This is a genomic window from Ferdinandcohnia salidurans, from assembly GCF_042680725.1.
In the GTDB taxonomy this organism is placed as follows: Bacteria; Bacillota; Bacilli; order Bacillales; family Bacillaceae_L; genus Ferdinandcohnia; species Ferdinandcohnia salidurans.
On record NZ_JBHUEK010000031.1, the window covers coordinates 14,656 to 38,570 of the forward strand.

Consider the following 23,915-nt stretch of genomic DNA (forward strand, 5'->3'; position numbering starts at 1 on the left):
TTACTTTAAAAGTGCAAATGTGAAATTGAGAAGATAATCTTGACAGTATCTTGATTAGGTTTTATTATAGAAATATGAATGACTATTCATTCATTTTTTCTGAAAGGACGTAAGAACTTGAAAAATACAAAACCAAAATATAAGCAAATCATAGACGCGGCGGTAGTGGTTATCGCGGAGAATGGGTATCATCAATCTCAAGTCTCGAGAATTGCGAAGCAAGCAGGCGTGGCAGACGGTACAATATATTTATATTTTAAAAACAAAGAAGATATTCTCGTATCTTTATTCCACGAAAAAATGGGCGAATTTATTGAAAAAATTGAAGCTGAAATAGCAGGAAAATCGAGTGCTGCAGAGAAGTTATTAACATTGGTTGAAAAACATTTCGAACTTTTAGCAGCCGATCATCATCTTGCAACCGTAACTCAGCTTGAATTAAGACAATCAAATAAGGAATTACGTCACCGGATTAATGAAGTACTTAAAGGGTATTTAGGAACCATCGATTCCATCATTCAATTTGGGAAAGAAAATGGTGAGTTTAATCCAAACCTGGATGTCCGTTTAGCAAGACAGATGATATTCGGCTCGATTGATGAAACTGCAACCACTTGGGTTATGAACGAACAGAAATATGATTTGCCATCCTTGGCAAAAGAAGTCCATGCACTATTAGTAAATGGTTGTGGATTAACACACCTCTAGTTATTTTTAACTTTATTCAGCTAGTTTCTCATAACTTTTTAAGTGATAGCATAGTGTGAAAAGGGTAAACAATCTGCTTGAGGATTCAAACCTTGGCTGAATAAAGTTAAAGCCTCCGGCGGATGCCACGATTTTTCAGAGGTAGTTTTTCGAGCAATAAGTTCAAAGACTAAGAACGCCACATCCTGTGGCAACGTCTTTATGACCCACTTCCTGTGGGCCTAAAAATCGGGCGCAAATACGACAAGGCGCATTTGATTGAGGTGTGTTACATACATATACTTAATTAGGAGGGATGCAGATGGAGTTTTTTAAAGTGAAGTTAGCCGATTACATTGCCACTATTAGCATTAATCGACCTCCAGCGAACGCATTATCAACCGCTGTTTTGAAAGAGCTTACAAGTTTGCTAGATGACATTGAGAAGGATGACAATGTAAGAGTTCTAGTAATCCATGGCGAAGGTCGCTTTTTCTCTGCAGGGGCGGATATAAAAGAGTTTACAACCATAAACTCTGGCGAAGAATTTTCAAATCTTGCAAGACAAGGTCAATCTCTATTCGAAAGAATGGAACGATTCCCCAAACCTATTATTGCTAGTATTCACGGAGCTGCCTTAGGTGGCGGTCTTGAACTGGCAATGGCTTGCCATTTCCGCCTTGTTAGCAATAAGGCAAAACTTGGATTACCTGAGCTACAGCTTGGACTTATCCCTGGTTTTGCTGGGACAGCACGCTTGCCTCGCTATGTTGGTGTTGCTAAAGCTGCTCAAATGCTTTGGACAAGTGACCCAATTAGCGGTGATGAGGCTGTACAGTACGGATTAGCAAATCAAGCTTTCCCAGAAGAAAATCTTCACGAAGAAACAATGGCAATTGCTAGGAAGATCGCTCAAAAAAGCCCTGTTTCTATAAAAGCGACCATTGAATTATTAAATTCAATGAAGAATGAACAATATGAAGAAACTGTCAAAAGAGAAGCCGTATTATTTGGAGAAATGTTCATTTCAGAGGATGGACAAGAAGGAATAACGGCCTTCATCGAAAAACGTCCGCCGACATTTAAAGGCAAATAATACTAGATTTGAAGAAAATCAGTAGATTACAAGAAATTGCACAATACCTTTAGGAGGGAAACTCATGAACATCTTTGTTATTTTGAAAAGAACATTTGATACTGAAGAAAAAATCGTAGTAAGCAATGGACAAATCAGTGAAGATGGAGCTGAATTTATTATTAACCCTTATGATGAATATGCGGTTGAAGAAGCAATCCAACTTCGTGATGCGCATGGTGGCGAAGTAACTGTTGTCACAGTTGCAACAACTGACGAAGCTGATAAAGAATTACGAACAGCTTTAGCAATGGGTGCTGATAAAGCCGTTTTGATTAATACAGAAGATGATCTAGAAGAAGGCGACCAGTTCACAACTGCAAAAATTTTAGCTGAATACCTAAAAGATAAAGATGCCGATATTATTTTAGGTGGAAACGTAGCAATTGACGGTGGTTCAGGTCAAGTTGGTCCACGTGTAGCGGAAATTCTAGATATTCCTTATGTAACGACAATTACAAAACTTGATATCGATGGTTCAACAGTAACAGTAGTAAGAGACGTTGAAGGTGACTCTGAAGTTATCGAAACGACTTTACCATTACTTGTTACATGTCAACAGGGATTGAATGAACCACGCTATCCATCTTTACCTGGAATTATGAAAGCGAAGAAGAAGCCGCTTGATGAGCTTGAGTTAGATGATCTAGATTTGGATGAAGATGATGTAGAAGCAAAAACAAAAACAATTGAAATTTATCTTCCACCTAAAAAAGAAGCTGGCCGTGTACTTGAAGGCGATTTAGAAGATCAGGTAAAAGAGTTAGTTTCACTCCTTCATAACGAAGCTAAGGTGGTATAAGTTTTCGGGCAATCTTTGTATGCGATTTCAAAAATTTTACTAAGGCTAATCTAGGGGGTTACGCATAATGTCAAGAAAAGTAGTAGTTCTAGGAGAAACACGTGATGGTGCGTTACGAAACGTATCTTTTGAAGCAATTGCAGCTGGTAAAACTGTAGCAGAAGGCGGCGAGGTAGTTGCCGTGTTAGTCGGTGAATCTGTAGGCGCTTTAACAAATGATTTAATTCATTACGGAGCCGACCGAGTCGTTACGGTTGAAGATGCAAAATTAGCTTCATATACACCAGACGGCTTCTCACAAGCCGTTCTCGCAGTTATTGATGCTGAGTCACCAGAAGCTTTAGTTTTTGGTCACACATCATTAGGTAAAGACCTTTCACCCAAAATTGCTAGTAAATTGAATTCTGGTCTAATTTCAGACGTAACAGCAATTGAATCTGCAGGTGGCAACATTGTCTTTACTCGCCCAATCTATTCAGGCAAGGCATTTGAAAAGAAAATTGTGACTGACGGTTTAATCTTTGCGTCCGTACGTCCTAACAATATTACACCACTTGAAAAAGACGAGTCACGTACGGGTGAAGTTTCATCTCTGTCTGTTGAAATTAAAGATTTACGAACAATCGTAAAAGAAGTTGTGCGTAAGGCAACTGAAGGTGTAGATTTATCCGAAGCGAAGGTAGTTATCGCAGGTGGACGTGGGGTAAAGAGTGCAGAAGGCTTTGAACCATTAAAAGAATTAGCGAATGTTCTTGGTGGCGCTGTAGGTGCATCTCGTGGAGCATGTGATGCTGATTATTGTGACTACTCACTTCAAATTGGTCAAACAGGAAAGGTTGTCACACCAGACCTATATATTGCTTGCGGTATCTCAGGGGCAATCCAGCACTTAGCAGGAATGTCCAACTCTAAGGTAATCGTAGCCATCAACAAAGACCCTGAAGCAAACATCTTCAAGGTTGCAGACTACGGAATTGTTGGTGACTTATTTGATGTAGTTCCAATGCTTACTGAAGAGTTCAAGAAACTAAAAGTAAATGCATAATATGAGCTGAAGCTTACTAATTTATAGAGATTTTTTCCATTTTACCTTTATAAAATTTATGGTATACTAATCAAGCGATGAGCTGAATTGCATAAGTCGAGTTGACACGCCTTTTGGCAAGGCACTATGTGGAGTGCTGTCCTCGCCGCAATACGCAAAAAGACGTCCTTCTGGACGTCTTTTTTTATAGGCTACACACAAAACGGACCTATATAACCTCTATTATTTACATACATAACAGTTTAAAAAGTTGGGGAAGATGACTATGTATGAAGTATAGTGACTAATCTTATCATTTCTGATTTAGTTTACTGTTCATTTTGAAGCAAAATATTCGTAAAATGACATTCCAGATGGTATACTCTTGGTAGAATTTCAATGTTACTTATTAGGAGGGGTTTAAATGGCTATTACAAACGTAACAGACCAAAATTTTGATGCAGAAACAAAAGATGGATTAGTACTTGCAGACTTCTGGGCACCTTGGTGTGGACCATGTAAGATGATTGCTCCAGTATTAGAAGAATTAGACACTGAAATTGGTGACAAAGTGAAAATCGTGAAACTCGATGTAGATGAAAACCAAGAAACTGCAGCGAAGTTTGGCGTAATGAGCATCCCAACTTTACTTGTTATTAAAAACGGTGAAGTTGTTGATAAAGTAGTCGGTTACCAACCAAAAGAAGCTCTAGCTGGCAGACTTGAAAGCCACTATTAATTCAAATTAAAAAAACAGCCTTCATGGGCTGTTTTTTTGTTTAATCTCATTTTTGGGGGACTTCCTATTTTTACTCATACAACTTCTTCGTAAAAATGTTACAATATAAGATACGTCAAAACGAAAGTAAAAGTTCACTAAGACGCAATTGATTTTATAGTAGATGGAGTGGTTACTATGCACGATCATCTTAAGGAAAAATTAGCGATTTTACCGGACCAGCCTGGTTGTTACTTAATGAAGGACAGGCAAGGTACTGTAATATATGTGGGTAAAGCGAAAGTGCTGAAGAACCGTGTTCGATCTTATTTTACAGGATCACACGATGGTAAAACCTTAAGGCTTGTCAATGAGATTGAGGACTTTGAATATATTGTAACATCTTCAAATATTGAAGCACTTCTTCTTGAAATCAATCTTATAAAAAAATACGATCCAAAATACAATATCATGTTAAAGGATGACAAGACGTATCCTTTTATCAAAATTACTGCTGAAAAACATCCGCGATTATTGATTACACGCAAAGTAAAAAAAGATAAGGGCAAATATTTCGGACCATACCCTAATGTGCAAGCTGCAACTGAAACAAAAAAACTATTAGACCGCATTTATCCTTTAAGAAAATGTTCAACATTACCAGATAAGGTTTGTCTATATTATCATATCGGTCAATGTCTTGCCCCTTGTGTCAATGAAGTATCTGATGAAACCAATAAAAAAATGGTAGACGATATTATCCGTTTTCTAAATGGTGGATATAAAGAAATCAAAGACGAGTTGACTGAAAAAATGTTAAAGGCCTCTGAAGAACTCGACTTTGAGAGAGCAAAAGAATATCGTGACCAAATCGCAAATATTGAAACGACGATGGAAAAGCAAAAGATGACAATGACAGACTTTATTGACCGTGATGTATTTGGCTATTCCTATGATAAGGGCTGGATGTGTGTTCAAGTCTTTTTTATTCGTCAAGGAAAATTAATAGAGCGGGATGTTTCCCTATTTCCTTTTTACAACGAGCCTGAACAAGACTTCTTAACCTACCTTGGCCAATTTTACTTAAAAGAGAATCATTTTAAACCAAAGGAAGTTTTGCTTCCTAGTTCGATAGACCGTGACATTGTTGAGCAATTACTAGAAGTAACCGTTCAACAGCCTAGTAGAGGGAAGAAAAAACAATTAATTGACCTCGCTACTAAAAATGCAAAAATTGCGCTAAAGGAAAAGTTTGCTTTAATAGAACGAGATGAAGAACGTACGATTAAGGCTGTTGAAAATTTAGGACAGAAGTTAGGGATTTATACACCTCATCGAATCGAAGCGTTTGATAATTCCAATATTCAAGGAACAGATCCTGTTTCTGCTATGATTGTGTTTACTGATGGAAAACCTGATAAAAAAGAATATAGAAAGTATAAAATTAAATCAGTTCAAGGTCCTGATGATTATGAATCGATGAGGGAGGTTGTACGGAGAAGATACAGCCGTGCATTAAAAGAAAATCTGCCATTACCAGACTTAATCATTATTGACGGAGGAAAAGGTCATCTTGCTGCGGTAAGGGATATTCTTGAAAATGAATTAGGCCTAGAAATTCCTCTAGCAGGACTTGCGAAGGATGATAAACACAGAACGTCTGAACTCTTAATCGGAGACCCGCCTGAGATTGTGGAACTACCTAGAAATAGTCAGGAATTCTATCTTCTTCAACGAATTCAAGATGAGGTACACCGTTTTGCGATTACCTTCCATCGTCAAGTCCGTGGAAAAAACGCATTTCAATCTGTGCTCGATGATATTCCTGGAGTTGGGGAAAAACGAAAAAAAGCACTACTGAAGCATTTTGGTTCTATCAAGAAGTTAAAGGAAGCTAGTATTGAGGAGATCCAAAAAGCCAATATACCTAAACTGACAGCTGAAGCAATTTACGAAAAATTAAAAGAATAGTCGTTGCTATTTAAAAAATAGTCTGATATAATCCTTAATAATATAATATTCCACTTCAACACGTTGAAGTGAAGATAGAGGTGCGATCTTTATCAGTATGCAATTGGAGGGGTATGAGCCCTTACGATCATTGCAGAAAGGAAAGTTCGCCGAAGTGTAAAAAGGCTCATACCTTTTTGTGCTGGTCTTATGTTTAAGAGACATAGGATTGTCAAGATGAATCAATCTTGGAGGGCTATCTCACGAAGTGACACGTAGTATGTTTACGTATATCACAGCAATGAGATAATTTCTCATTGCTGTTTTTTATTAACTTTATTCAGTAGAAGCATTGACTTCTACTGAATAAAGTTAAAGCCTCCGGCGGATGCCACGATTTTTCAAAGGAAACTTTTCGAGCAGACTCGAAAAAAATCGGGCGCAAATACGCCAAGGCGGATTTGATTATTTTAGAGAGGGTTGAGGGCATGGGGATCATCGTACAAAAGTTTGGAGGCACCTCTGTTGGGTCACCAGATAGAATTAAGAATGTTGCAAGTCGAGTTATTCAAGAAGTGCAAGCGGGGAATCAAGTTGTCGTTGTTGTTTCTGCAATGGGGAAGACAACCGATCAGCTTGTAAGTTTAGCTAATGAAATTACAAGCGCGCCAAGTAAGCGCGAGATGGATATGTTGTTAAGTACAGGTGAACAAGTAACAATTGCATTATTATCTATGGCTTTACAAGAAAAAGGGTATCAATCCGTATCATATACAGGCTGGCAGGCGGGTATTGAAACAGAGGCTATACATAGCAATGCCCGTATTGAAAACATTGAGGTTTCAAGAGTATATAAAAGCTTAAAAGAAGGAAAAATTGTTGTCGTTGCTGGATTCCAAGGAGTCAGTAGTTCAGGGGACATTACTACTCTTGGTCGCGGAGGTTCCGATACAACTGCAGTCGCACTCGCAGCGGCATTAAACGCGGATAAATGTGATATCTACACAGATGTAACAGGTGTATACACAACCGATCCTCGCGTAGTTCCAACTGCACGTAAACTTCATTCCATCTCTTATGATGAAATGCTGGAGCTTGCAAATCTTGGTGCTGGAGTACTTCACCCACGTGCAGTGGAATTTGCGAAAAACTTCGAAATGCCGCTTGAAGTTCGTTCAAGCTTAGAGCTAGAAAATGGGACCATTATTGAGGAGGAAGTTTCAATGGAAAAGAATCTTGTTGTTAGGGGAATTGCTTTTGAAGACCAAATTACAAGGGTAACAGTATCTGGTTTACCAAATGAATTGCATACACTATCCACTATTTTTGGCACACTTGCGAAAAGTGGTTTAAACGTTGATATCATTATTCAAAACATGACAGATCAAAATCATACAAATATTTCATTCTCTGTAAAAACACCTGATTTACGTGACACACTTGCTGTTTTAGAAAATAACAAGGATTTATTGAAATATGAAAGTATCGAACATGAGGATGGGTTAGCAAAGGTTTCGATTGTTGGTTCTGGAATGGTTTCAAACCCAGGTGTAGCAGCTGATATGTTCCAAGTGCTTGCAAAGGAAAATATTGAAGTGAAAATGGTAAGTACATCTGAAATTAAAGTTTCTACCGTTCTTGAACAAGGCAATATGGTTCGTGCAGTTGAAGCTTTACATGACTCATTTAATTTAGCGGCTGTTGAAGAAGAAAAAGCGAAGGTAAAACTATAATTTGAAATTTATGGGTGGTTCAAAGGAATTTGGACACCCTTTTTTTATAATAAAAAAAACTGCACGAAATGTGCAGGCTTTTATTCTTCGGTGATATCTTTTGGGTCCCATTTTACCGTAAATATAATTTTTTGAGCTCTTCTTTTTTGTTGTTCAAAGCTTTCAGTGATTCGATTTTTCTGTTGTTGAATTTGTTGGGCAAGAAAGCCAGATTCAAGCTGGAATGTACAAATATCTCTTCGTTTAAAGCGAGTAGATACGATCGAACCCTCCAAATGAAATTCAATGGAGTTTTTATCCAAACGTTCTACCTTAAGGTCTCCCCATCCAGCATCATGAAAGAATGAGATGATTTCTTCCGTAGTAGGTAAGGGGAATTTTCGGGCAAGATTTTTTCCAGCCCAATATAGAATCTGTGGCGTTTCTTTCCCGAGAATATCAGGAATTAAAACTTCTCGTAAAAGTTCGTACCCAAATACGGAAACAGACTGTTCACTTGTATTTACGTTTTGTTCGTTGATGTTAACGTTCTTCACTGCATTCCCCTCTTTCTCCATTCTTTATTATATAACATGAGGGTATAAGAAAAACATGAATTTTTTTGTTTCTTTTTGTCAGAGAGAACTGATTTTTATTTAGTATTACTACATTCATATGTGTACAATTATTATCATTTTTATGAATAATTTGTGGATTTGTTTCCTTGACGCTCTTGCTTTATGGGAGTAAAATGAATTTGTTACATTATACTGATAAAAGAAAATTACATGCAGCATTTGTCTATTTATCTACAATAATTAAATTTGTAGATTCCTGCAAAGGTTTTCAGTTATCAGTTTTTATATCGTCCTTTTACATATTTATACAGGATGAAATATTACAAGGGAGTGCCGTGTGGGCACGTTTTATTACTAAGGGGGGTTAAAGTATGGCTGGTAATCGTGAATTTTTTAATCGCAGACTTCATTCATTATTAGGTGTAATACCTGTTGGGGTGTTCTTAATCGTACACTTAATGGCGAATAACTTTGCGACAAGAGGGGAAGAGGCATTTAACAATGCTGCTGGTTTTATGGGGAATCTTCCATTTAGAATCCTTTTAGAGGTAGTTATTATTTATCTGCCATTATTATTTCACGCAATTTACGGTCTGTATATTGCCTTTACTGCAAAGAATAATGTGAGTAGATACGGTTTCTTCCGTAACTGGATGTTCTTCTTACAACGTATATCTGGTATTATTACTCTTATTTTTGTGGCATGGCATGTATGGGAAACACGAATTGCTTACGCTTTAGGAAGAGCAGAAGTTAACTTCCAAATGATGGAGAATATCCTAGATTCACCTGCAATGCTTATTTTCTATCTTGTTGGTGTAATCTCTACAATTTTCCATTTCTCAAATGGTCTATGGTCATTTGCTGTAAGCTGGGGGCTAACAATAACTCCACGTTCGCAACAAATTGCAACATATGTAACAATCATTATTTTCATTGCTTTATCAATAGTAGGTGTTACAACACTTTTTGCTTTCGTTTAAGAATATGAAAATTAGAACGTTCACATTTTTTTACACAAGATGAACGATCTCTTTATTGGGGAGTGAGTTACTTTGAGTCAAGGAAAAGTTATCGTAGTTGGTGGTGGACTAGCTGGATTAATGGCTACCATCAAAGCTGCTGAAGAAGGAACACAAGTTGATTTATTTTCACTCGTACCTGTAAAACGATCTCACTCTGTTTGTGCACAAGGTGGGATAAACGGTGCAGTTAATACAAAAGGTGAAGGGGATTCTCCTTGGATCCACTTTGATGATACAGTATATGGTGGAGACTTCTTGGCAAACCAAAAGCCGGTTAAGGCTATGTGTGAAGCAGCACCAGGAATTATTCACTTAATGGACCGTATGGGTGTAATGTTTAACCGTACACCAGAAGGTTTACTTGATTTCCGTCGTTTCGGGGGAACTCAACACCACCGTACTGCATTCGCTGGTGCAACAACTGGTCAACAATTGCTTTATGCATTAGATGAGCAAGTTCGCCGTCACGAAGTAGCAGGATTAGTTACAAAGTACGAAGGTTGGGAATTCCTGGGAATTATCCAAGATGATGAAGGGATTTGTCGTGGTGTCGTAGCTCAAAACCTTCAATCAATGGAAATTAAATCATTCCCTGCTGATGCTGTTATTATGGCATCTGGAGGCCCTGGAATTATTTTTGGTAAAACAACAAACTCAGTTATCAACACTGGATCTGCTGCATCAATCGTGTACCAACAAGGTGCATATTATGCAAATGGTGAATTTATCCAAATCCACCCAACAGCGATTCCTGGAGATGACAAACTTCGCCTAATGAGTGAATCCGCTCGTGGTGAAGGTGGACGAGTATGGACATATAAAGATGGAAAGCCTTGGTACTTCTTAGAAGAAAAATATCCTGCATACGGAAACTTAGTTCCTCGTGATATTGCAACACGTGAAATTTTCCATGTGTGTGTAGATATGAAGCTTGGTATCAATGGTGAAAACATGGTTTATCTAGATCTTTCTCATAAAGATCCAAAAGAACTTGATATCAAATTAGGTGGAATTATTGAAATCTATGAAAAATTCATGGGTGATGATCCACGTAAAGTTCCAATGAAAATCTTCCCTGCAGTTCACTACTCAATGGGTGGATTATGGGTTGACGATCATCAACAAACGAATATCCCTGGATTATTTGCTGCAGGAGAGTGTGATTTTTCTCAGCACGGAGCAAACCGCTTAGGTGCTAACTCTCTATTATCAGCTATCTACGGTGGTATGGTTGCTGGTCCAAACGCAGTTAATTACATCAAAGGACTTAAAAAAGGTACAGATTCCATTTCTTCATCTGTATTCGATAGCCATGTAAAACAAGAGCAAGAGAAATGGGATAACATCATGGCAATGGATGGTACCGAAAATGCATACATCCTTCACAAAGAACTTGGTGAGTGGATGACAGATAACGTAACAGTAGTTCGTTACAATGACAAGCTATTAAAGACTGATGAAAAGATTCAAGAGCTTATGGAGCGTTACAAAAATATTAATATCAATGACACTTCTAAATGGAGCAACCAAGGTGCTACATTTACTCGTCAATTACAAAACATGCTTCAACTAGCACGTGTAATTACAATTGGTGCATATAACCGTAACGAAAGCCGTGGAGCACACTATAAGCCTGATTTCCCTGATCGTAATGATGAGGACTTCTTAAAAACTACTATGGCTAAATTTACTGGGAAGGAAACTGCGCCTGCATTCCATTATGAAGACGTAGATACTTCATTAATCACACCACGTAAACGTGACTATACTAAGAATAAGGAGGCAAAGTAAGATGAGTGAAAAAACAGTTGAATTTCATGTAACTCGTCAGGATACTCCAGATTCTGAACCATATGTAATCAAATTCAAGGTTCCTTACCGTAAAAATATGAACGTAATTTCTGCATTAATGGAATTCCGTCGTAATCCGGTAGATATTAATGGAAATCAAGTTGCCCCAATTACTTGGGATATGAACTGTTTGGAAGAGGTTTGCGGTGCATGTTCAATGGTTATCAATGGTAAACCTCGCCAATCATGTTCAGCACTTATTGATCAACTTGAACAACCAATTAAACTTGAACCAATGAAGACATTCCCTATCGTTCGTGACCTACAAATTGACCGTAGTAGAATGTTTGATTCATTGAAAAAAGTAAAAGCTTGGATCCCAATCGATGGAACTTACGACTTGGGTCCTGGACCTCGTATGCCTGAGAAAAAGCGTCAATGGGCATATGAATTATCAAAATGTATGACATGTGGTGTTTGTCTTGAAGCATGTCCTAATGTTAACAGCCAGTCTGATTTCATTGGTCCAGCACCATTATCACAAGTACGTTTATTCAACGCACATCCAACTGGTGCTATGAATAAAGCTGAACGTTTAGAAACAATTATGGGAGACGGAGGCCTTGCAAACTGTGGTAACTCACAAAACTGTGTACAGTCTTGTCCAAAAGGTATTCCACTCACTACTTCAATTGCAGCTCTAAACAGAGACACATCTATCCAAGCATTCAGAAATATGTTTGGTAGTGACCAAGTCTAATAGAAACATTGAAAGCACTCCTTCATGTCATATGGAGGAGTGCTTTTTTTACGAAGAGTTTTTAAAAGTATACCTCATAGAAGGCATTAAAATTCCCCATTAGAATAACGCACCACTTAACTGCAATTTGAATAATCTTATGTAAGGGAGCTATTGGAATGAAGCATATTACGTATATCGATGAATTTGAGACATGGGAGAATACATTTGAATTTTATCAACCAATTCAGGTACGCTTTTCCGAAACAGATATGTTTGGACATTTAAACAATACAGTCCCCTTTGCTTACTTTGAGGAAGCAAGAATTCAATATTTTAATCATGTAGGGTTTATGCAAAGGTGGACTGACAAATCAAGCGAAACAATCCCGGTGGTTGCAAACCAACAATGTGATTATTTGAAACAAGTCTATTTCGGTGAACAACTTAAACTGTATGCGAAAATAAATCATCTTGGCAATTCCTCAATGGATATTCATTATATGGCTAAAGATAAAGAAGGATCCGTTTGTTTTGTCGGTAGGAGTACACTTGTTCAAATGTCAAAGCGAACAGGAAAAGGTGAGCCATGGTCTGAAGAGATGAAGCAAATGTTAAAAAATCACTAACCTATAATATATGAGTCAAATAAAACAAAAATACCAATACATCTAAAAATGGACGCAAAAAAGTCTACATATCAACCTTTTAACAGTCACAGCAACACTCTCCTTCTCATATTATATGGTGACTAAATATATACCCATCCAGTAGTTCAGCTTGAACCTTAGCAAGGAGGGTTACAATACTTGAAGGAGAAAGAGTTTCAACCAAAACCGCTACTAACAAAGAGAGAAAGAGAAGTTTTTGAATTACTAGTTCAAGACAAAACAACGAAAGATATCGCAAGTGAGCTATTCATAAGCGAAAAAACAGTTCGTAACCACATATCGAATGCGATGCAGAAGCTGGGAGTAAAGGGGCGTTCTCAAGCAGTTGTAGAGCTCCTTCGTATGGGAGAACTTGAACTTTAAGTATTACCGGTTACCTTTTACTTATGTAAGGTAGCCGGTTACTTATTTAGGGCATTTTACATATTTCCTAAATAACTTCAACTTGCTTTTTGCGCGAAAAAAGTAGAAAATAAGAATAATATAGTTTTTTTTCTTATACGATGCGTCTTTACATTTTGCATACAATGAAGCAACTGTAATACAAGAGAAATCAGTTGGATTTTACCACTAACAATTTACTAGGAGAGGATGTAATGACTGTTAAAGAGAGCAATGAAACAAAAGACTACCAAGTAATCGCAGATATCGAAAAATCACTTCGTTTTATCTCGGGCTTACTTAAACAAAAAGGCCGAGAAATCCTTAGCAACTTTACAATTACAACACCCCAATTTATAGCTCTTCAATGGTTACTTGAACTTGGAGACATGACAATTGGTGAATTATCAAATAAAATGTACTTGGCTTGCAGCACGACAACAGATCTTGTAGACCGCATGGAAAAAAATTCGCTTGTAATGCGCGTAAAAGACCCAAAAGATCGTCGTGTCGTTCGAATTCATTTACTTGAAGAAGGAGAACGTATTATCGAAGAGGTAATCAAGAAAAGACAAGATTACCTACAGGAAATCATGGAAAACTTCTCTGGTGAAGAAGTTACCCAACTCGAAAAGAGTCTTAGAAAATTACATCAAGAAATGCGAGTAGAATGAGGCGAATCATTTGAACAGACCAATCGGAGTTATCGATTCAGGGGTAGGCGGTTTAACCGTTGCTCGGGAAATAATTAGACAATTACCAAATGAAGAAATCATATATTTAGGTGATAACGCTAGGTGTCCTTATGGACCTAGACCTATAGAAGAAGTTCGTCAGTTTACGTGGGAGCTGACGAACTATTTATTGTCACATAAAATCAAAATGCTTGTCATTGCATGCAATACGGCTACTGCCCTGGTGTTGGATGAAATTCAAGCTGAACTGTCAATTCCCGTAATTGGTGTCGTCTACCCAGGAGCAAGAACCGCCCTAAAGGTTACAAAAAATAATTATGTCGGAGTTATCGGCACAGTCAACACGATCGAAAGTGGTGCCTATGTAGATGCTCTAAAATCAATCAACAATCAAATCAATGTCGCAAGTCTTGCATGCCCACGATTTGTTCCAATCGTCGAGGCAGGAGAGTTCACTGGTCCCCATGCCGAACAAATTGTGGCTGAATCCCTAGAGGCCTTACGGGGTAAAGAAATCGACACCTTGATCCTTGGTTGTACCCATTATCCATTACTTCATAATACCATTCGGAACTATCTTGGAGATGGAATCAAACTAATTGACTCCGGTGCCGAGACAGCCCGTGAAGTGAGTACAGTGCTCTTCTATAGCGGACTATTGAATAAAAAACCGTCAAAAAAAGGCCACCTGTTCCTCACAACAGGCGAAAAAGAAATCTTCCAACAAATCGCCAGTAACTGGTTTGAAGAACCGGTATATAATGTGAAATCGGTGAAATTGTAGGAGTAGAGAAAAAAAGTCCCGGGTGGGGCTTTTTTGTTATTAGAAATTCGGTAAGTCGGGATGATGCTAGGACATAAGAGGTACGCGTACTCGTTTAATAGCAAGAGTGTGTTTCGTGAGTCGAGTCTAGAGTTAAAGATGCATATGCTCGAAGGAAAAAAGAGTAAGCGTGTACTGCAAGAATAGTTTAGCGGTACAAGCTTGAAGGAAAAAAGAGTAAGCGTGTCCCGCAAGAGTAGTTTAGCGGTACACGCTCGAAGGAAAAACGAAGAAGCATGTCCCGCAAGAGTAGTTTAGCGGTACACGCTCGAAGGAAAAACGAAGAAGCATGTCCCGCAAGAGTAGTTTAGCGGTACACGCTCGAAGGAAAAAAGAGTAAGCATGTACCGCAAGAGTAGTTTAGCGGTACACACTCGAAGGAAAAAAGAGTAAGCATGCCCCGCAAGAATAGTTTAGCGGTACACGCTCGAAGGAAAAAAGAAGAAGCGTGTCCCGCAAGAGTAGTTTAGCGCTGCACGCTCAAAGGAAAAAACTAAATAACCTGTAACGAAAACACTATATATTGAACCAGAACAGCATTCCACTCATGAGTAGAAATTAGCTTTATTTTGAAAACATGAATCACTCTTTAGCCTTATAATATGAATATTTTCCCGATGATACGAAATTGTAATTACTCGCAAGGATTTTTCTGATAGTTCTTTTATCTTTTATAACCTTGCACCAATCAAAAACCGTCATCGTTGTAATTTTCAGATCCGGAAAAAGCAGTCTTAACTCCTCCACACTTCTAATTACAGCTGCTTCAATATCCTCATTATTCCCGCATTTACCACAAACCAGCTTGTATTGATTCCCAATCTCCATAAACCCATTCCAACACTCCCCACACAATATCCCTTTTTTAAATTCATCAAAACAATACTTTGGTAGCAATGAGAAAGGAGACTTTTTAATATGTAACGAAAGCAATTTTTTTGCTAACGTTTGATGTGTATTAGAAATTTTTGATGGCTGCGCATTTAAGGTGCGTATAAAACGATTAAGTTGAGGCTGAAATACAATTGGTAGATTTGGTGGAACTTCGTAGAGGTAGAATTCGGGATTTATAAAAATGAGGTGGCCTTCGACGGTGAGGTTGGGACCGAGTTGTTGGAGTAATTGTCTTAGCAGAGAGGTACTTCGGGATAGCTGTAGAAGGGGATTCTTGATCTCTTTCCTAGTTGATAAGCTTTTCCATTGGTCTCCTTTTACTATGTAATCACCTTCAAAGTTCTTTACTTCGAATATGTGAATCTTGGGTGGGGAAATAAGTAGTGAATCAATTTGATAATGAGTGCTGTTCGTTTCTAGAAGCAAGTCGTTGATGGTAAGGGAATCAAGTGAAAGACTTTCCATACGCTGATCAAACATTGTTTCTCCAATGAAACCTTTTTCGAGCGTAATGATTTGATTCTCGATTTTTTCAGGGACTTTCTTTCGTGCTCGGTTAGACTTTAGGAGTTGTAATTCAAGAGGTTCAGTACGTTTTTTAATTATCAAACACAACACATCCTATCGAAATATTTAAATCTTACTCCTTTATTTTACAATCTATTTCCTTCTAAAATCAAAACATTTTGTCCATTTTTTTCATGAAAAAGCGGTCTAATTTGAAAAGAGGGCTCGTATACATAGTAGTACAAACTGCCTTAGGAGGGAAAAGAATGCGTAAAATAACTAAATCTGCAATAGCTGCAACAGTTGTTACATCTACAGTTCTACTTTCAGGATGTGGCTTATTTGGTGGAGAGGAAGAAGTTAAACAAATGGATCCACCTAAAAACGAAGCGGTGGATGAGACAGTAGCAAAGGGGGATAACTCAGAAACTGAAGCTACTGAGGCTACTGACCAAGAGGAAGCTACAACTGAAACAGTAAAACGTGACCTGTATCTAATTGATAATAGTGGTCTAGTAGTACCATATACTGTAGATCTTCCGAAGACAGATGCTGCGGCAAGACAAGTCCTTGAATATCTAGTAGCGGGTGGCCCGTTAAATGAAATGCTGCCAGATGGATTTAGAGCGGTTATTCCACAGGATACGGTTGTGGATGTGAAATTGGAGGATGGCACGATTACAGCTGACTTCTCGAAGGAATTTGGCACTTATAATCCTGAGGATGAAGCAAAAATCTTACAAGCCATTACTTGGACATTAACCCAATTTGATAATGTAAATAACGTTGTAATTAGCGTAAATGGATATAAATTAGATGAAATGCCTGTTAATAGTACTCCGATTCCGACGGATTTGAGTAGAGCCGATGGGATTAACATTGATAACAGCGGAGTAGTCGATATTACAAATAGCCGCCCTGTGACACTCTATTTCTATGTGCAAAATGAAGACGCAGAGTACTATGTACCTGTAACGAAGCGTATTGAAAATACTGGAGATGACAGAGTTTCTGCAGTAGTTAATGCGCTAATTGATGGACCTAATATGTCTTCGAATTTAATAAGCGAAATTCACCAAGATGTAAAACTACTAGGTGCGAAAGTGGAAGATGGCAATGTTACTCTAGATTTTAATGAAGCTATCTTTGGTAGCTTTAACGAGAAAATGATCTCTAAGCATGTTATTAACTCGTTAGTATTATCTTTAACTGAGCAGCCTGAAGTGAAGAGTGTTGCTATCACGGTAAATGGAAGTGAAGATGTGGTTACTGAGGATGGGAAATCCCTAACTGAACCAGTAACACGTCCAGCAAATGTGAATACAGGTAGTTTCTAAAAAGAGAGAGGGTGTGGACATTGTTCACACCTTTTTCTTATGGGAGACGATAGAAAAACAAAATTTTGCTATACTATATAAAGGATGGTGGGCAGTGTGTAGCCTGCTTTTTAAAGGACAGACAGGGGGTTTTTATTTTTTGAGAGTTGATGGACGATTACATAATCAGTTACGACCGATTCAGTTTGAAGTGAATTATATCAAACATCCTGAGGGGTCGGTTTTAATTACGATTGGGGATACAAAGGTCATTTGTAATGCGAGCATTGATGATAGGGTGCCTCCTTTTATGAGGGGTTCTGGTAAGGGTTGGATTACAGCGGAGTACTCAATGCTCCCGAGAGCGACTGAACAGCGGAATATGAGAGAAGCGACTAAAGGAAAAATCTCCGGAAGAACGATGGAAATTCAGCGTTTAATTGGGCGTGCTCTACGATCAGTAGTTAATCTTGAGCAGCTCGGTGAAAAAACAATTTGGATTGATTGTGACGTCATTCAGGCGGATGGTGGTACAAGGACAGCCTCGATAACCGGTGCTTTTGTGGCGATGGTCCTTGCAATACATAAAATCTATCAAGGTAAAAAGATGAGTTCATTTCCCATCACAGATTTTTTAGCGGCTACTTCAGTGGGAATTGATCCTGAAAAAGGGGAAATTCTGGATTTAAATTACATAGAGGATTCGGCTGCAAATGTTGATATGAATGTTGTGATGACTGGAGCGGGAGAGTTTGTTGAGCTTCAAGGAACAGGGGAAGAATCGACCTTTTCACGACAGCAGCTACAAACATTATTAGAATTAGCCGAAAAAGGGATTACCGAGTTGATACAGGCGCAGAGAGCTGCATTAGGAGATTTAGTAGACTTAATTGGAAAGAAGGACTCTTAACGTGAAGGAAATCATGATTGCTACTAAAAATAAAGGGAAAGTAAAGGAATTTAGAGATTTATTTGCAAGCAAAGGTATAGACGTAAAATCATTGGTCGACTATCCCAATATAGAGGATATTGAAGAAACGGGCGTAACATTTGCAGAAAATGCCCAAATAAAAGCAGAAGCTATTGCTAAAAAGCTCCACATACCTGTTATAGCAGATGATTCTGGACTTGCAATTGACTATCTAGAGGGTAGACCTGGCGTCTATTCAGCTAGATATGCTGGTGAGCATAAAAATGATGTGGATAACCTTAATAAAGTATTAGAAGAATTAAAAGGAGTTCCCGATGAAAAAAGAACGGCTAGATTCCATTGTGCACTAGCTTTGGCAATTCCCGGAGAAAAAACGGAAATTGTAGAGGGAACCTGTGAGGGTGTCATTACGGATACGCCTGTTGGGGAAAATGGATTCGGCTATGACCCAATCTTTTTTGTGCCTGTTAAGGGTAAAACAATGGCTGAATTATCAAAAGATGAGAAAAATCTTATTAGCCATCGTGGGAATGCACTTAGAAAACTAGACGAGCTGTTAAAAGATCGTGAGGAGTTTCAAAGATGAAGGTATTAATTTTGAGTGACAGTCATGGATTAACAAAGGAATTACTCGACATTAAGGAGCGGCATAAGAATGATGTGGAATTTATGCTTCATCTCGGGGATTCTGAGTTGTCATCTCAATCAGAAGAAATGAGTGGATTTTCAGTAGTCAGAGGAAATTGTGATTTTGACTCTAACTACCCGAATGATATGATTATTCTTTTAAATGGGCTTAAGGTATATTTAACACATGGTCATTTATATAATGTAAAAATGTCATTAATGAATCTATCCTATCGTGCTAGAGAAGTCGGAGCATCTATTGTTTGTTTCGGACATTCACATATAGCGGGGGCTGAATTAATTGACGATGTTTTATTTATTAATCCAGGTAGTTTCCGCTTGCCAAGAATGCGCAAGGAAAGAACTTATGTAATAGTAGAGGTTGATAATAATCAAGCTGATGTTGTTTTTTACGATAGTGAAGGAAATGTTGTTGAGGAGTTATCAACCAAGGTAAACTTATGATACAATAGCTTAGGGAGTAAAAAAATACTCCCTTTTAAAATTTTTTCTTCAAAATGTGTTGACATCTGATTCCTATCTGACTATAATAAAAAATGTCGCTAATAACTTAGCGGGAAAAATTAAAATGTCCCAGTAGCTCAGCAGGATAGAGCAACGGCCTTCAAGAAAATAGGAGCCTCTATAAGGAAAGAAGAACTTATAGAGTGGACGACACTATATCGGTGAAGCCTTAACAGTTTTCAGCTGATGGTAATACCGAGGAAACTTATGTCTCGTATGAGATTGAGGAGATTCGAATGATCAAGTAAATTGATGGTAGAAACTCCAAAGAATAATCTTCAAATGATTATCATGAGGTTCCGTAGAGACTACACGTGTCGCACCTGAAATGGTGAAGATATAGTCCAGACTACAAACAACAATTGTTGGTGACGAAAGTCATAGTGGTAAGCTAAGCCGTCGGTCGGGAGTTCGAATCTCTCCTGGGACGCCATTTTACATAATCGTAAATAACGTCATATGAACCTCTTATATCGTTAGAGTAAAAGTCCAAATTAGGACTTCATACTCTTGATATAAGAGGTTTTTTGTATAGCAAAATAAAATAGTACATGGTATAGTTATGTTAGGGGATAAGAATATATGTTCGCTGTTTTTTTGAAGAGAAGCTTATGTCTCCAAAGGGGTGATAGCTTGGAACACCATACTAAACAAAAAGGGGATTTAGGAGTATTAAAGGCTCAGGTTGATTTGTATGAAAAAGGATATATGATTTTAACACTTCACACAGAACATGCTCCTTTTGACTTGGTTGTTTATAAGAACCACCAATTTAAAAGAGTGCAAGTAAAGTATAGAGAATTAAATCAAAAGGGTGTGTTGGAAGTTAGGTTTCGGTCATCATACTGTAATAGCAAGGGAATAGTAACCAAGGAAACAAATAAACAAGAAATTGACGTTTATTGTGTATATTGTCCCGACACCGATGAATGTTACTATTTCGATCCAAAGTTCCGCAATAAATCACTAACCCTGAGAGTAAATCATCCAAAGAATAATCAGCAAAAGAATGTTCACTTTGTTAAGGATTTTCGTAACCTCCCGTAGGCTTATTCCTTAGCATAGCCATTTTACATAATCAATCACAAACACTTCTTTTCATGTAAATGAATGGAAGTGTTTTTTATTTGTCCAATGGACTCATGGACGAACAAAAATTTAAGTAATTCCTCCGATCAGTTGTTGAAAATGGACCTTGAAAGATTGCTACCTATACCACACCTGAATTAATAATTTTCAGACACAAAAATTTCAACGAATTCTTTCAATTCTAAAAACCGCGTCATTTCTAAGTTGTAAGCGGATTCAGATAGTTTTTCAAATCAAAATAATCTAACAATTCTTTAAAATGGTGTTGACTCCGATAAAAAATGGGCGTAATATAGGCTCTAATATCAAATATTTTCTACCAAAAAAGAAAATGAATAAGTAAATTGGCAACTTAGAAAAGTCCTATCATAACTAATCCATTCTTTTACTAAAAAGGTGGAAGGTCATGGATTTGGATTATTTTTTGAACCTAAGTTTTCAATCGTGTAAAGCGTTTATGTTTTTAGGTATTAAAGTGGTGCCTAGGGCATAAAGCTAATAGAAATGTAACTTGAAAATATTGAATATTCATAAACGTTGAAGAGGATAAGTAGTCTAACGTAAAGATATCAACAGAGAGCCGGTACTGCTGGAAGCCGGTGTTATCCCGTTGGATGAACTCACCTCAGAGTGTTAGCTTGAAACATTTGTAGTAGAGCTAACCGGGTGTTTGGTAACAGCTCACCCGTTATCAAAATGAACAACAAAAGTTGTTCCTGAGGTGGTCTTTTAGATCGCGAACAAGGGTGGTACCGTGGAAAGTGATAAATGCCTTTTCACCCCTTCGACCAAGAAATTGGTCTAGTGGGTGGATTGGCATTTTATTTTTTTTATCTTAATTCAGACACGGTCTGAATCAAGTTAAAAGCCTCCGGCGGATGCCTCGATTTTTCAAAGGGAATTTTTCGAGCATAGGATCAAAGACTAAGAACGCCACGTCCTGTGGCAACGTCTTTGTGACCCACCTCATGTGGGCCTAAAAAAATCGGGCGCAAATATACCAAGGCATATTTGATTAGAGAAATATATTTACTATAAGGAAGGGATGTAAGAAAAAATGGGCGTAAATGCAAAAGTGGAAGATCAAACTAAAGCTTCTACAAAAATGAATGGTTCCCGAATGCTAATCGAAGCATTGAAAAGGGAAAACGTAGAAGTCATTTTTGGATATCCTGGCGGTGCTGTACTTAATATTTATGATAGTTTATATGACTCAGGAATTTTTCATGTATTAACTAGACATGAACAAGGTGGTATACATGCAGCTGAAGGGTATGCGAGAATTTCAGGAAAACCAGGTGTCGTCATTGCAACTTCTGGACCGGGTGCAACAAATATTGTGACGGGATTAGCAGACGCGATGATTGATTCAATTCCACTTGTTGTATTTACAGGTCAGGTTGCTTCATCAGTAATTGGTTCAGATGCTTTCCAGGAAGCGGATGTTCTTGGAATCACAATGCCAATTACAAAACATAGTTACCAGGTAAGGGATGTTAAAGACCTACCAAAAATAATTAAAGAAGCATTTTATATCGCAACTTCTGGAAGACCAGGACCTGTATTAATTGATATTCCAAAAGACATGACAGCAAATGAAGCGGAATTTGATTATGATCAAGAAATTCAGTTGCCAGGTTATCAGCCGACAATTCACCCAAATCATCTGCAAATTCGTAAGCTAGTTGAAGCGGTCAGCCAAGCGAAAAAGCCAGTTATACTTGCAGGAGCAGGGGTAATATTCGCAAAAGCAGCCGACGAATTAAGAGAATATGTTGAACAACAAAATATCCCTTTAGCACATACACTGTTAGGTTTAGGTGGATTCCCTGCTAATCATCCATTATATCTAGGTATGGCAGGAATGCATGGAACATACTCAGCGAATATGGCTTTGCATGAATGTGATTTATTAATCAGCATTGGAGCTAGATTTGATGACCGTGTAACTGGAAACCTAGAACACTTTGCTCCTTACGCAACAGTCGCACATATCGATATTGATCCTGCTGAAATCGGGAAAAACGTACCTACTAAGATTCCTGTGGTAGGGGATGCGAAAGAGGTTCTTAAAGCTCTAGTTCACCAAGATGGTAAACCTGGAGATTCCGGAGAATGGAGAGAAAAACTAGCTGGATGGAAAGCAGAATATCCACTTGTTTATAAACCATCAGCAGATGAACTAAAACCACAAAAATTGATAGAACTTATTTATAAATATACAGATGGGGAAGCAATTGTTACAACTGACGTTGGCCAGCATCAAATGTGGGCTGCGCAATACTATCAGTTTACAAAACCAAATCGTTGGGTAACATCAGGTGGACTTGGAACAATGGGCTTTGGCTTACCATCTAGTATTGGTGCACAGCTAGCTGAAAAGTCCTCAACTGTGGTTGCCATACTAGGAGATGGTGGATTCCAAATGACTTCTCAAGAACTTTCAGTCATTCATGAATTAAATCTACCAATCAAAATCATCATTCTTAACAACAAAGCTTTAGGAATGGTTAGACAATGGCAAGAACTCTTCTATAAAGAGAGATACTCACATTCCTTGATTCCTAATCAGCCAGATTTTATGAAACTAGCTGATGCTTATGGCATTAAAGGTTTAAGAGCTACAAATGAACAAGAAGCAGAGCAAGTGTTAAAAGAAGCACTTGAATACGAGGGACCAGTTCTTATGGACTTTAATGTGACGCCTTTCGAAAATGTATATCCAATGGTAGCTACAGGAAAGGGTCATCATGAAATGGTAGGTGTTAAACTGTGAAAAGAATCATCACATTACTAGTAAATAACCGCGCTGGTGTACTTAACCGAATCACTGGCCTGTTAACAAAACGACACTACAATATTGAAAGCATTACAGTGGGACATTCCGAAACGGAGGGACTCTCACGAATGACATTTGTGATTCACCTCGATGAGGAAACGGTTGTTGAACAAATTACAAAACAGCTAAACAAACAAATTGATGTTATAAAGGTCGTGGATATTACGAATCAAGCCATTGTGGCTAGGGAGCTTGCTCTCATTAAAGTAGCATCCAGTCCATCAAATAGAAATGAGATTTATAGCTTAATAGATCCTTTCCGAGCATCCATTATTGATGTAAGTAAGGAAAGCCTGGTTATCCAAGTTACAGGAGAATCAGAAAAAGTTGAAGCTTTAATTGACCTCTTAAAGCCGTACGGTATTAAAGAAGTTGCCCGTACAGGCACAACTGCATTTACAAGAGGCAACCAAAAAACAGCTTCGAATCCAAAGAATATTTCTATTGTGTAAATAC

The 23,915-nt window shown here is 38.0% G+C and carries 23 protein-coding genes, 1 riboswitch and 1 other annotated feature; of the genes, 21 read left to right on the forward strand and 2 right to left on the reverse strand.

Annotation, left to right across the window (positions count from 1 at the left end):
- Nucleotides 1-117: 117 nt before the first annotated feature.
- The 7 genes from fadR (at nt 118) to ACFSFW_RS20660 (ending at nt 8,049) form a co-directional block, all read left to right on the forward strand.
- A complete protein-coding gene (fadR, locus tag ACFSFW_RS20630) occupies nt 118-708 on the forward strand; it encodes a fatty acid metabolism transcriptional regulator FadR (RefSeq protein WP_099362118.1) in 591 nt (196 codons plus the stop codon).
- Between the two features lie 301 nt (nt 709-1,009).
- A complete protein-coding gene (locus tag ACFSFW_RS20635) occupies nt 1,010-1,783 on the forward strand; it encodes an enoyl-CoA hydratase (protein ID WP_388041016.1) in 774 nt (257 codons plus the stop codon).
- A gap of 64 nt (nt 1,784-1,847) precedes the next feature.
- On the forward strand, nt 1,848-2,624 hold the full coding sequence (locus ACFSFW_RS20640) for an electron transfer flavoprotein subunit beta/FixA family protein (protein ID WP_304217710.1): 777 nt from the start codon (nt 1,848-1,850) through the stop codon (nt 2,622-2,624).
- Nucleotides 2,625-2,691: 67 nt separating this feature from the next.
- Nucleotides 2,692-3,669 carry an electron transfer flavoprotein subunit alpha/FixB family protein gene (locus ACFSFW_RS20645; RefSeq protein WP_099362116.1) on the forward strand — a complete coding sequence of 326 codons (978 nt, stop codon included), beginning with the start codon at nt 2,692-2,694 and terminating at the stop codon, nt 3,667-3,669.
- Nucleotides 3,670-4,072: 403 nt separating this feature from the next.
- Entirely contained in the window at nt 4,073-4,387 is a 315-nt protein-coding gene (trxA, locus tag ACFSFW_RS20650) for a thioredoxin (protein WP_099352058.1), read from the forward strand.
- 177 nt (nt 4,388-4,564) lie between these two features.
- Nucleotides 4,565-6,337 carry an excinuclease ABC subunit UvrC gene (uvrC, locus tag ACFSFW_RS20655; RefSeq protein ID WP_388041020.1) on the forward strand — a complete coding sequence of 591 codons (1,773 nt, stop codon included), beginning with the start codon at nt 4,565-4,567 and terminating at the stop codon, nt 6,335-6,337.
- 67 nt (nt 6,338-6,404) lie between these two features.
- Nucleotides 6,405-6,583, forward strand: a riboswitch (Lysine riboswitch).
- 221 nt (nt 6,584-6,804) lie between these two features.
- A complete protein-coding gene (locus ACFSFW_RS20660) occupies nt 6,805-8,049 on the forward strand; it encodes an aspartate kinase (RefSeq protein ID WP_388041023.1) in 1,245 nt (414 codons plus the stop codon).
- Nucleotides 8,050-8,129: 80 nt separating this feature from the next.
- Here the strand turns inward: ACFSFW_RS20660 and ACFSFW_RS20665 are convergent, their stop codons facing one another.
- Entirely contained in the window at nt 8,130-8,585 is a 456-nt protein-coding gene (locus ACFSFW_RS20665) for a YslB family protein (RefSeq protein ID WP_099362113.1), read from the reverse strand.
- Between the two features lie 392 nt (nt 8,586-8,977).
- On the opposite strand from ACFSFW_RS20665, the gene ACFSFW_RS20670 reads away from it, so the two are divergent.
- The 7 genes from ACFSFW_RS20670 to racE all read left to right on the forward strand — a co-directional run bounded on the left by ACFSFW_RS20670 (nt 8,978) and on the right by racE (nt 14,692).
- Nucleotides 8,978-9,589 carry a succinate dehydrogenase cytochrome b558 subunit gene (locus ACFSFW_RS20670; RefSeq protein ID WP_099362112.1) on the forward strand — a complete coding sequence of 204 codons (612 nt, stop codon included), beginning with the start codon at nt 8,978-8,980 and terminating at the stop codon, nt 9,587-9,589.
- A gap of 72 nt (nt 9,590-9,661) precedes the next feature.
- Complete coding sequence (gene sdhA / locus ACFSFW_RS20675) at nt 9,662-11,422, forward strand: succinate dehydrogenase flavoprotein subunit (protein ID WP_304217693.1); 1,761 nt, start codon at nt 9,662-9,664, stop codon at nt 11,420-11,422.
- Nucleotide 11,423: 1 nt separating this feature from the next.
- Nucleotides 11,424-12,182: a succinate dehydrogenase iron-sulfur subunit gene (gene sdhB, locus ACFSFW_RS20680; RefSeq protein ID WP_099352064.1), complete on the forward strand. Its 759-nt coding sequence runs from the start codon at nt 11,424-11,426 to the stop codon at nt 12,180-12,182.
- Between the two features lie 158 nt (nt 12,183-12,340).
- Nucleotides 12,341-12,790 carry an acyl-CoA thioesterase gene (locus ACFSFW_RS20685; RefSeq protein ID WP_388041027.1) on the forward strand — a complete coding sequence of 150 codons (450 nt, stop codon included), beginning with the start codon at nt 12,341-12,343 and terminating at the stop codon, nt 12,788-12,790.
- A 180-nt stretch (nt 12,791-12,970) separates the two neighbouring features.
- Nucleotides 12,971-13,195, forward strand: a complete 225-nt coding sequence (gene gerE / locus ACFSFW_RS20690; RefSeq protein WP_010678342.1) for a spore germination transcription factor GerE — start codon at nt 12,971-12,973, stop codon at nt 13,193-13,195.
- A 233-nt stretch (nt 13,196-13,428) separates the two neighbouring features.
- Nucleotides 13,429-13,887 carry a MarR family winged helix-turn-helix transcriptional regulator gene (locus tag ACFSFW_RS20695; RefSeq protein WP_099352066.1) on the forward strand — a complete coding sequence of 153 codons (459 nt, stop codon included), beginning with the start codon at nt 13,429-13,431 and terminating at the stop codon, nt 13,885-13,887.
- A gap of 10 nt (nt 13,888-13,897) precedes the next feature.
- The gene (gene racE, locus ACFSFW_RS20700) at nt 13,898-14,692 is read left to right on the forward strand and encodes a glutamate racemase (RefSeq protein WP_388041031.1); all 795 of its coding nucleotides are present in this window, start codon (nt 13,898-13,900) and stop codon (nt 14,690-14,692) included.
- Nucleotides 14,693-15,313: 621 nt separating this feature from the next.
- On the opposite strand, the gene ACFSFW_RS20705 is transcribed toward racE, so the two are convergent.
- Complete coding sequence (locus tag ACFSFW_RS20705) at nt 15,314-16,234, reverse strand: nuclease-related domain-containing protein (RefSeq protein WP_388041034.1); 921 nt, start codon at nt 16,232-16,234, stop codon at nt 15,314-15,316.
- A gap of 164 nt (nt 16,235-16,398) precedes the next feature.
- On the opposite strand from ACFSFW_RS20705, the gene ACFSFW_RS20710 reads away from it, so the two are divergent.
- The 7 genes from ACFSFW_RS20710 to ilvN all read left to right on the forward strand — a co-directional run bounded on the left by ACFSFW_RS20710 (nt 16,399) and on the right by ilvN (nt 23,911).
- The gene (locus ACFSFW_RS20710; protein ID WP_388041037.1) at nt 16,399-17,469 is read left to right on the forward strand and encodes a GerMN domain-containing protein; all 1,071 of its coding nucleotides are present in this window, start codon (nt 16,399-16,401) and stop codon (nt 17,467-17,469) included.
- A 139-nt stretch (nt 17,470-17,608) separates the two neighbouring features.
- Nucleotides 17,609-18,358 (forward strand): ribonuclease PH, encoded by a 750-nt coding sequence (gene rph, locus ACFSFW_RS20715; protein ID WP_304217676.1) that lies wholly within the window; start codon nt 17,609-17,611, stop codon nt 18,356-18,358.
- A 1-nt stretch (nt 18,359) separates the two neighbouring features.
- Complete coding sequence (locus tag ACFSFW_RS20720; RefSeq protein ID WP_304217673.1) at nt 18,360-18,965, forward strand: XTP/dITP diphosphatase; 606 nt, start codon at nt 18,360-18,362, stop codon at nt 18,963-18,965.
- The gene (locus tag ACFSFW_RS20725) at nt 18,962-19,471 is read left to right on the forward strand and encodes a metallophosphoesterase family protein (RefSeq protein ID WP_388041041.1); all 510 of its coding nucleotides are present in this window, start codon (nt 18,962-18,964) and stop codon (nt 19,469-19,471) included. Before ACFSFW_RS20720 ends, ACFSFW_RS20725 begins: the two co-directional genes overlap by 4 nt.
- A gap of 693 nt (nt 19,472-20,164) precedes the next feature.
- Nucleotides 20,165-20,578, forward strand: a complete 414-nt coding sequence (locus tag ACFSFW_RS20730) for a group I intron-associated PD-(D/E)XK endonuclease (RefSeq protein WP_388041043.1) — start codon at nt 20,165-20,167, stop codon at nt 20,576-20,578.
- Between the two features lie 570 nt (nt 20,579-21,148).
- Nucleotides 21,149-21,407: a binding site (T-box leader), on the forward strand.
- A 270-nt stretch (nt 21,408-21,677) separates the two neighbouring features.
- Nucleotides 21,678-23,396, forward strand: a complete 1,719-nt coding sequence (ilvB, locus tag ACFSFW_RS20735) for an acetolactate synthase large subunit (protein ID WP_388041045.1) — start codon at nt 21,678-21,680, stop codon at nt 23,394-23,396.
- A complete protein-coding gene (ilvN, locus tag ACFSFW_RS20740) occupies nt 23,393-23,911 on the forward strand; it encodes an acetolactate synthase small subunit (protein WP_099352075.1) in 519 nt (172 codons plus the stop codon). Before ilvB ends, ilvN begins: the two co-directional genes overlap by 4 nt.
- The last annotated feature ends 4 nt before the right edge of the window (nt 23,912-23,915 follow it).

Bases quoted from the DNA above. Each gene is read 5' to 3' on its own strand.
- ACFSFW_RS20710 (WP_388041037.1), top strand. From the start codon at position 16,399: ATGCGTAAAATAACTAAATCTGCAATAGCTGCAACAGTTGTTACATCT.
- ACFSFW_RS20660 (WP_388041023.1), top strand. From the start codon at position 6,805: ATGGGGATCATCGTACAAAAGTTTGGAGGCACCTCTGTTGGGTCACCA.
- ACFSFW_RS20640 (WP_304217710.1), top strand. From the start codon at position 1,848: ATGAACATCTTTGTTATTTTGAAAAGAACATTTGATACTGAAGAAAAA.
- ACFSFW_RS20695 (WP_099352066.1), top strand. From the start codon at position 13,429: ATGACTGTTAAAGAGAGCAATGAAACAAAAGACTACCAAGTAATCGCA.
- ACFSFW_RS20645 (WP_099362116.1), top strand. From the start codon at position 2,692: ATGTCAAGAAAAGTAGTAGTTCTAGGAGAAACACGTGATGGTGCGTTA.
- sdhB (WP_099352064.1), top strand. From the start codon at position 11,424: ATGAGTGAAAAAACAGTTGAATTTCATGTAACTCGTCAGGATACTCCA.
- ACFSFW_RS20635 (WP_388041016.1), top strand. From the start codon at position 1,010: ATGGAGTTTTTTAAAGTGAAGTTAGCCGATTACATTGCCACTATTAGC.
- ACFSFW_RS20725 (WP_388041041.1), top strand. From the start codon at position 18,962: ATGAAGGTATTAATTTTGAGTGACAGTCATGGATTAACAAAGGAATTA.
- ACFSFW_RS20685 (WP_388041027.1), top strand. From the start codon at position 12,341: ATGAAGCATATTACGTATATCGATGAATTTGAGACATGGGAGAATACA.
- ACFSFW_RS20670 (WP_099362112.1), top strand. From the start codon at position 8,978: ATGGCTGGTAATCGTGAATTTTTTAATCGCAGACTTCATTCATTATTA.
- ilvB (WP_388041045.1), top strand. From the start codon at position 21,678: ATGGGCGTAAATGCAAAAGTGGAAGATCAAACTAAAGCTTCTACAAAA.
- uvrC (WP_388041020.1), top strand. From the start codon at position 4,565: ATGCACGATCATCTTAAGGAAAAATTAGCGATTTTACCGGACCAGCCT.
- trxA (WP_099352058.1), top strand. From the start codon at position 4,073: ATGGCTATTACAAACGTAACAGACCAAAATTTTGATGCAGAAACAAAA.